Consider the following 1,140-nt stretch of genomic DNA (forward strand, 5'->3'; position numbering starts at 1 on the left):
CTAGTGTCCTGCACCAGGAATTCGTTCAAGATATGAGGCGAGCCGTTCGAGGATCTCGTCCGCGGTCTTGGTCCAGGTGAACGGGCGGGGGTCCTCGTTCCAGGTCTTGATCCAGGCCCTGATGTCCTTCTCCAGGGCCCGGACGGACTTGTGGACTCCGCGTCGGAGCTGCTTGTCCGTCAGCAGGGCGAACCATCGCTCGACCTGGTTGAGCCAGGACGAGCTGGTCGGGGTGAAGTGCAGGTGGAACCGGGGGTGGCCGGCCAGCCACCGCTGGATCGCGGGGGTCTTGTGAGTGGCGTAGTTGTCACAGATCAGGTGCACGTCCAGATCGGCGGGCACCTCCTTGTCGAGCTTGGTGAGGAACTTCTTGAACTCGGCCGCGCGGTGGCGGCGGTGGAGAGAGCCGATGACCTCGCCACTGGCCACGTCGAGGGCGGCGAAGAGGGTGGTGACGCCGTTGCGCAGGTAGTCGTGGGTGCGGCGTTCGGGCATGCCCGGCATCATCGGCAGCACCGGGGCGGAGCGGTCGAGTGCCTGGATCTGGGACTTCTCGTCGACGCACAGGACCAGAGCGCGCTCCGGCGGGTCCAGGTACAGCCCGACCACGTCGCGGACCTTGTCGATGAACTGGGGGTCTTTCGACAGCTTGAAAGTGTCGACCTGGTGCGGCTTGAGGTTGAAGGCACGCCAGACCCGGCCGACGGTGGACTTCGACAGTCCCGTCTCGGCGGCCATCGACGCCCGGGACCAGTGAGTGGCGTCCTTGGGGGTCCGCTCCAGGGTGGCGACGACGACTTCCTCGATCCTCTCGTCGCTGATCTTCCTTGGAGCGCCGGGGCGTTGCTCGTCCGCGAGCCCCTCCAGGCGGCGCTCCAGGAAGCGCCGCCGCCACTTGCCGACCGTCTGCGGCCAGATGCCGAGCTCGGCGGCGACTTCCTGGTTCGTCTTCCCATCCGCGCAGCCGAGCACGATCCGGCACCGCTGGGCGAGTGCCTGCGACGACTTCGCCCGCCTTGACCAGCGGACCAGCGTCTCCCGCTCGTCACCGGTCAAGGTCAACTCGGCCATCGGCCGACCCATGCGCGCCATGGAAACAGGCTACAGATATGAAGCGGATTTCAGGCGCAGGACACTAGA

The 1,140-nt window shown here is 66.5% G+C and carries 1 protein-coding gene; it reads right to left on the reverse strand.

The window, feature by feature from the left end; translation table 11 throughout:
* Complete coding sequence (locus tag ADK60_RS22945; protein ID WP_107094694.1) at window positions 1–1,083, reverse strand: IS630 family transposase; 1,083 nt, start codon at window positions 1,081–1,083, stop codon at window positions 1–3.
* Window positions 1,084–1,140 lie beyond the last annotated feature (57 nt).

Origin of the sequence: Streptomyces sp. XY431, from assembly GCF_001279805.1 — a bacterium.
Taxonomy (GTDB): Bacteria; Actinomycetota; Actinomycetes; order Streptomycetales; family Streptomycetaceae; genus Kitasatospora; species Kitasatospora purpeofusca.